Raw genomic sequence first — 8,051 nt, 5'->3', positions numbered from 1 at the left:
ATATTATATTTAAGAAACCTAACTATAAAACCAATACAGTATGTACGAACAGGAACCGGTTAAAATATTCATTGTTGAAGACGATCCTGCTTATACCAAATTTTTGCAGTATGTGCTCAGTCTTAATCCTGATTTTGAAGTATCAACTTTTTCTACAGGTAAAGACTGTTTGGACAACTTGTACCAAAAACCGTCAATTATCACCCTTGATTATACACTGCCTGATATGCCAGGAGAAAAAGTTTTAGCGGAGATCAAAGCTTTTGATAATATTCAGGTTATAATTATTTCTGCTCAGGAAAAAATAGGCACGGCCGTAGAGCTGCTAAAGCTCGGAGCCTACGATTACATCACTAAAGATGAGGACACCAAAAACCGGCTGCTTAACACTATCAATAATGCCCGGCAAAATATATCCTTGGTCAAGCAAATAGATCACCTGAAACAGGAGATCTCAGAAAAATATGAGTTTGATAAAAGTATTGTAGGGAGCAGTGGCGCCTTAAAAAAGGTTTTTGCTTTGCTGGAAAAAGCTGTAAAAACCAATATCACCGTTTCGATTACCGGAGAAACAGGAACAGGAAAGGAGCTGGTGGCCAAAGCGATTCACTATAACTCTAAACGCAAAAAGAAGCCGTTCGTAGCAGTGAACATAGCCGCCATTCCATCTGAACTTATGGAAAGTGAGCTTTTCGGCCATGAAAAGGGTGCTTTTACAGGTGCCAACACCCGGCGTATAGGTAAATTTGAAGAAGCGGAAGGTGGCACCATTTTCCTGGATGAGATCGGTGAAATGGATCTGAACCTACAGGCTAAGCTTTTGCGGGTCATACAGGAACGTGAACTTACACGGATTGGAGGAAACGACATTATTAAACTGGATATCAGGTTAATAGTAGCCACTCACCGTGACCTGGCAGAAGAAGTCAAAAAAGGGAATTTCAGAGAGGATCTTTATTACAGGTTATTAGGACTCCCGGTCCACCTCCCACCCTTGCGCGACCGGGGCAACGATATCGTAATACTGGCCAAGCACTTTCTGCAGGCATTTGCCAAAGAAAACGATTTGCCGGCTTTAAGATTATCTGCCGAAGCTCAGGAAAAGCTATTAAGTTACCCTTTCCCCGGCAATGTGCGTGAATTAAAATCTATAATGGAACTGGCCGCTGTAATGGCCAATGACAATGAGATCAAGGCCGACGATATCAGCTTTAACAGTGTGTCGAAAGAGACCAACTTCCTTTTCGAAGAAATGACACTCAGGGATTATACCTTTAAAATCCTACGATATTACCTCGACAAATATGACAATAATGTATTACAGGTAGCTGACAAGCTGGATATTGGTAAATCCACCATTTATCGATATTTGAAGGAAATGGAAGACGAACCTGTTAAGTAAAGTAAATGGAAGCAATAAAAAGCCTGGCAGACTATGTAAATAAAGGTGCCTTTTACAAAGCAGTTGTAGAGGACGGTTCAGATATCATCTTCATTGTTGATTACAACGGCAACATTTTATATCACAATCCATCCGTGGAAGAAACACTCGGGCATGCACCATTCAGCCTCATAGGCAAAATATTTTTTGATTTTGTAGAGCCGGAAACATTGAAGAACTTCAAAATGGAGTTCGAAAAAAGTACCACGAAGCCTTATGACGAAAGCATCGAATTCCGGTTTTTATGTAAAGATGGCTCATACAAATACCTGGAGTTCAACTCTATCAACCTAAAACATAAAGAAGGCTTTGAAGGGCTGATACTTGACTGCAGGGATATAACCCAACGTAAAAAGGATGCCGAAGAGCTGTTGAGGGCGCAAAAGGCCAAAGAGCAGTTTCTTGCCAACATGAGCCACGAGATAAGGACACCTATCAATGGTATAGCGGGTATGGTCAACCTGCTGACGGAGGCTACCAGTGAGGAGGACAGGGTGAGCTATTTGAACGCCATCAAGAATTCTACTGAAAATCTCAAGGTAATTATCAATGACATCCTGGACTTGTCGGTTATTGAATCCGGAAAGTTGAAGCTGGAAAAAATCGGGTTCAACATCAAATATCAATTAAGTGCTGTTATAGATACTTTTCAATTTCAGTGTAAAGAGAAAGGAATAGAATTAAAATACAGTATAGACCCTAAAGCTGACACTGTACTGCTCGGCGATCCGGTGCGATTAAACCAGATACTCATTAACCTCATAAGCAACGCTGTTAAGTTCACCCATATTGGGGAAATTACAGTAAATGTGGAACTTGATCATAAAGAGGATAAAACACATTATATCAAATTTACTGTTAGTGATACCGGCGTGGGAGTGCCAAAAGAGAAGGTTAATCATATCTTCGAGAGTTTTACCCAGGCGGATGAGAGTGTTACTCGCAGGTATGGTGGTACTGGTCTGGGCCTTTCTATTGTAAAGCAACTGGTGGAGTTGCAGAGCGGCACTATAGAAGTACGAAGTACCGAGAGCAAGGGCACTAAATTCGTATTTGTAATTCCATATGAATCCGGACAAATCAAGGACCTGGTGCAGCCACAGTCCTCCAAGGCTAAAACCACACCGCGTTACTCCTTTAAAGGCCTCAAAGTGCTTCTGGTGGAAGACAACGACATTAACCGGTTGTATGCTCTCAATATTCTAAAAAAATGGCAATGTGAAGTAGATGGCGCAGAAAATGGATACATCGCATTGGAGAGATTAAGAACCAATGACTACGACATCATATTAATGGATATCCAAATGCCTGTAATGGACGGGTATGAGGCAACAAAAAATATCAGGAGAGGACTGAAACCTCCAAAAAGTTATATACCCATCATTGCCTTGACTGCTAATGCCATAAAGGGGGACAATGAGAAGTGCCTTGAGGTTGGTATGAACGATTATCTATCCAAACCTTTTCAGCCTGAGGACCTTTATAAGGTAATATCAAAGTTTGCCAAAGAAAAACCTCTTCAAACCAGCGAAGTAGCAACGGCAGAGGAAGAAAAAGTAACAGACCTCACCTACCTTACCAATGTATGTGACGGTGATAAGGTTTTTATGAGGGATATGATCGAAACCTTCATTTCAAATACACCTTCTGCAATAAATGAAATGCAAAAGCTGATCAGCAAAAGATCCTGGAACAAAGTAGGAGATGTCGCTCATAAACTAAAACCTTCAATTACCTTTATGGGCATAGAATCACTTAAGCCGGTGGTAAAAAAGATAGAAGATTATGGCAGAGAAAACTACAAAACCGACGAAATCCAGTCACTGGTAAATGTACTTTCAAGTCAGTGCCAGAGAGCCTTCAAAGAATTAAAACAAGCTCTTAATAATTTATAGGAAAGTTTTAATCTGAGACCGCAATCCCAAATAGAGACACATTCTCCAAACACAAAAGCCTCTACTCAAAAGTAGTGGCTTTTTTCATGCAAGGCACATTATTGGCATAGCTATATAAAAATAGTTAGCCCCTATGAAACAACGTGATGGTGTAATCTTCCTGATTGACTCCGACTCCTATGACAGGAACATGCTGAGTCTGGCATTAGAAAAAATAACGAGATACAAAGTTTTCAACTTCTTCAGTATGGAAGAGTGCCTGCTTTACTGGGGGCTTAAGCCAAAGTTGCTTATCTATGACTCCGTATCCCTATCATCAATCCCTCCCCAAATCCGGGAAAATCTCAATCTTATTGATATTTCGAAGGATTTAGCCAAACAACAATGTCATAAGCTTAAAGACACCAGAATCGCTCAGGAAGTGGCATACATGCTCGGGCTAAGCATGAGAATTGAGGAATAGCGTTATTAAGGTGCATATTATTCTTTTGAAACAATCACCATCACTCTGTCGCTCGGAAAAGCATGATAATCACTGTTCTAAACTTAGACCAGTACCATCCAGCCCTGCCCAAAAGCTATTGAAAAATCTCTGCTAAAGGGCTATTCAACAAAGATTTTATCGCTACACATTATTGTTATAGCAAGTATATGTATCTGCCAACTACTCATGCAGACAGCCATTAAAAAGCGAAAGCTATTTGCGGTTCATTACTGCTAGCTTTCTATATATCAAAGCTTTATCATCAGTACCTATAACTACGTAGTAAATACCATTGGACAGGTCTTCTATATTCGTGGTAAACAAGCCATTGTCAAACTTGATCTTACCTTCCTGCATGGTCACGCCGCGTTGATCAACAATCTTCCATGTATAACTTTCCAGTGCTTTCTCTGCAATGGCAAAGTTTAACACCTGATCGGCCGGATTTGGATACACACTGATATTTTTAACCTGATCAAGTAGGTCATCGGTAAGCCCTGTAACAGGCTCAGCCTCTTTCGGAGGAGCCATGCTTGTCGCTGTGGCGTATACTTCACGGGTGGTCTTGTTTTGTACAAAAGCAATGTATTGCAGCTTATCCGGATTGTAAATAGGTATACCTACATTCCACTCGGCCCTCAATGTTTTTGTTGTTCCAGGTACCCAGTTAAGCGCCAGACTTTCACCATTTCCTCCGAACAGAAGCTTTTTCAACACGTTGTTGTAAACTTTGCCATCATGGGAAATCTCTGTTTCTATCAATGCCAGATGAATGGTTACCTCTTCGGAGAAAGTCGCCAACGCCTCAATGGTAACATCCGCGATCAGCATTTTTTCACCACTGGAAACCGTATCAATCGTAATTTCAAAAAGCGGGTCTTCCAACGACCTCCTGTCAATATCAGCCGCTGAGATCTCAAATGGATTACCATTGAACTGGTTGCCTCCAAGTACTGCATTTGGCGCCTGGGATACTCCGTAGTAAAGAGATCGGGCACTTGGATCTCCAGGGTTATCCTCATTAAAAGGATCTCCACCCGAATTGGCTATGTGATACTCCAGTAAAGTAAAATCAGAAACTCCGGTAGCAGCTATCTGGTTCATTTTGATCTGCTCGAAATGATCACTCGCCTGATTACTGATATCCACTTCTGTATCAGCAAAATGCTCGATCAATACGGTTCTTGTCTTATTCCCTACGAAGACGTTATCAAAAGCAAATCCATTAAGGTCAGTACCCTGAGGATTGTTGGCATCACTTGCAAAAGCAATTCTTAACCGCACCAGATCCCTTTCAGCTACAGGAATTTCATCCAGGCTAAACCTCGCAGACACCCATCCACCTGTTTGTCCTGTCCAGCCCTGATCACCTTCATTAAAGTTGCCCGGCCTGTCTCCCGGTCTACTAATAATACCCTGCGTATTGTACCAGTTAATACCCTCGTTGATAACGCCAATATTCTGCCAACTGATGCCACCATCAATAGAGTACTGCAGCACAGCCCCGTCAAATCCATCCTGTGTATCAACCCAGATATCCATGGCAATCATCGGTCTGTTCAAACCGGAAATATCAAAACAAGGACCATTGATGTAGGAATCTTCTGATGGATAATAAGAGCCTGAATTACCTCCTGTCCACCACGCTTTGTTGCCCGGACTGTTGATTACAGAACCATTAGGCACGCTCCAAATCCAACTTGAATCCCCTACGGCACTTTCATTGGATTGCGCAACCCAGCCTCCGGCATCAGCTTCAAAGTCTTCTTCATAAGCCGTCTCCGGAAGGATAGTAATAATGTTAAATGGCAGAATAAATACATTCTTTGTCACCGAATTGGTACAACCATCATTCGTCTCCACCGTTAAGGTAACATCGTAATTCCCCACGTTGATATACTCGTGGAAAGGATGCATATAAGTACCTGTAGTTCTTCCACCGTGGGTACCGGCTGGAATAACATCACCAGACGGACCGGTAATCATTTCACCATCGCCAAAATCCCAGGTATGAGTTACAATAGTACTTATTGAGCCTGCATCTGACAGATCACGGAACTCTGTTGCATCACCATTACAAATTTCAGATCTGTCAAAGTTAACTTCAGGAACTTCTCCAACCCGAACAACCTGAGAAGTCTGGTCAGAGCACCCCTGAGCAGTTATAGCCGTTAATTTGACGGTATAGATCCCCGGATCTTCATAGGTATGCGTCGGGTTTTGTTGGTTGCTAAATGTTCCGTCCCCAAAATCCCATACCCAGCTCATCAAAGAGGTGGAAGCCGGTACGGAAGTAGCATCGGTAAACGTGATAACATCCTCTATACATGAATTAGTTACAGATATTCCCGCTACCGGGCTACCAAAGATTATGACATCTTTAAATATAATGGTGGTAACATTATCAGAGTTGGTATAGGTATACTGAATTCTAACTGTATCAGATACAAGACCAAAACCATCAGTTTGAATATAGTACTGTCCTCCGGACTGGGTTATTAATCCTGGTGTAGTGCTCGTAAAGTTGGTAGGAGAAAGGCCTGTAGATGCAGATGGGCTGCCAAACAACCTCACCAGTCCTTGTTCAGCACATATCTGCTGATTACCTGTGTTATTATCAATTGTAGCACCATCTACAGTAAAGTTGATTGTAGTAGCTGCATTAACAATAACCTGTACGGTATCAGAATTAGTACAACCTGTAACCGGGTGCGTATATTCATATACAATCTGGTTAGGGGTTCCGCTGCCTATATTGGCATTGGAGGGATCAAAAATATTGGTTCCGGAATTAACCCCGGGACCAGTGTAAGTACCGCCCGAAGGAAAGCCTTCCATTTCTACCGGGGCGTCATTTTCCGCATATACAGAATTTAAACCGGTAAGAGCTACTTCAGGCAAAGCATTAATTGTGATTCTTACATCATCACTTTCCTGAACGCAAGGGCCGGCAGCATCAGGATCATTAGTAGTCAGGGTTAGGATAACAAAACCGGCATTTATTTCTGCTGCTGTCGGGATATATGTTGTATTAAGATCGTTAACATTACCAAAGGTACCTGCTCCTCCACCCCAGGTCGCAGAAGTGGCTGCCCCTCCTATTACACCATTAATCGTGGCTGTTTCATCCTCACAAATTTCGAAGTCAGCACCTGCTGATACCTGAGCTGCCTGATTTATGGTTATTGTGGCTTCTGCAAAATCTGCAGTACATGGACCTGCTCCATCTGCATCGTCGGTTGTCAACCTGAAAACCAAAGGCCCATATTCATTAGGAGCTACAATATATGTGGCTGTCACAATATTCGCAGTAAGACTACTGGCGCTCAATGTACCCGTTCCGCCAGATACCAAACTCCAGCTACCTGTAGTAGCTCCGCCTCCAATCTCACCACTAAGGCTGACCGTTGCAGGCTCACAAAGCACAGTACCGTTATCAGCTACACTTATTACCACAGGGGCCTGGTTGTAATTCACCGTAACTTCATCGAAGTCGACACACCCATTGTTATTCTCTGTCCAACGGTATACATAAGTACCGTAGGTATCCACTGAAACATTTGTTCCCGGATTGCTTGCGTCGACAAAAGAAGAAATACCAGGACCGCCGGTTTGTGTCCAAAGACCCGTTCCAATACTTGGCGAAGCATTAAAAGTAAAATCAAGGTCGCATTCGCTGCCTCCCGAACCAGCATTAGCGACTGGCTGCAAGTAGAAGTTCACCTCTACATCATCGCTGCTGGTGCAAACCCCATTAGATTCTGTCCAACGGAATACGTAGTTACCATAAGCACTAACGGAAACCTGAGTAGTTGGACTGGTACTATTTGTAAAAGTAGCCACTCCTGCGCCACTCAACATAGACCATACTCCGCTGCTTCCGGATACACTCGGAACGGCATCCAGTAAAAATGTCTGGTCGCACTCATCATAAGGAGTACCATTACCTCGGTCGGCATCAGCCACTGTAGGTTCATAAAATATAACGGTTACTTCGTCAAAATCTGAACACCCCCCATTAACCTCTGTCCATCTGTATACAAAGGTTCCATAAGTGTCTACTGTAACAGAGGTTGTTGCCAGATTGCTATCTGCAAAAGTTGAAATACCGGGGCCACTTTGCTGTGTCCAGGTTCCTGTACCACTGCTTGCTACCGCTGAAAATGTAAAAGGATTTCCTGCATCTTTTCCACACATATTTCCTCCCGTTCCTGCATTGGCTACAGGCTGT

Annotated in this window: 4 protein-coding genes; 3 read left to right on the top strand and 1 reads right to left on the bottom strand. The window is 42.7% G+C overall.

Annotation, left to right across the window (positions count from 1 at the left end; genetic code table 11):
- Positions 1–40: 40 nt before the first annotated feature.
- The 3 genes from E1163_RS04665 (at position 41) to E1163_RS04655 (ending at position 3,799) form a co-directional block, all read left to right on the top strand.
- The gene (locus E1163_RS04665) at positions 41–1,402 is read left to right on the top strand and encodes a sigma-54-dependent transcriptional regulator (RefSeq protein ID WP_155170005.1); all 1,362 of its coding nucleotides are present in this window, start codon (positions 41–43) and stop codon (positions 1,400–1,402) included.
- Positions 1,403–1,407: 5 nt separating this feature from the next.
- Positions 1,408–3,336, top strand: a complete 1,929-nt coding sequence (locus E1163_RS04660; RefSeq protein WP_155170003.1) for a PAS domain-containing hybrid sensor histidine kinase/response regulator — start codon at positions 1,408–1,410, stop codon at positions 3,334–3,336.
- A gap of 133 nt (positions 3,337–3,469) precedes the next feature.
- The gene (locus E1163_RS04655; protein ID WP_155170001.1) at positions 3,470–3,799 is read left to right on the top strand and encodes a hypothetical protein; all 330 of its coding nucleotides are present in this window, start codon (positions 3,470–3,472) and stop codon (positions 3,797–3,799) included.
- Positions 3,800–4,033: 234 nt separating this feature from the next.
- Here the strand turns inward: E1163_RS04655 and E1163_RS04650 are convergent.
- Positions 4,034–8,051 (bottom strand): PKD domain-containing protein (locus tag E1163_RS04650; RefSeq protein ID WP_155169999.1); only part of this gene is annotated, 4,018 nt, incomplete at its 5' end.

Origin of the sequence: Fulvivirga kasyanovii, from assembly GCF_009711405.1 — a bacterium.
In the GTDB taxonomy this organism is placed as follows: domain Bacteria; phylum Bacteroidota; class Bacteroidia; order Cytophagales; family Cyclobacteriaceae; genus Fulvivirga; species Fulvivirga kasyanovii.
The sequence above is the reverse complement of the archived record's forward strand: the minus strand, read 5'-3'. Positions and strand labels throughout refer to the sequence as shown.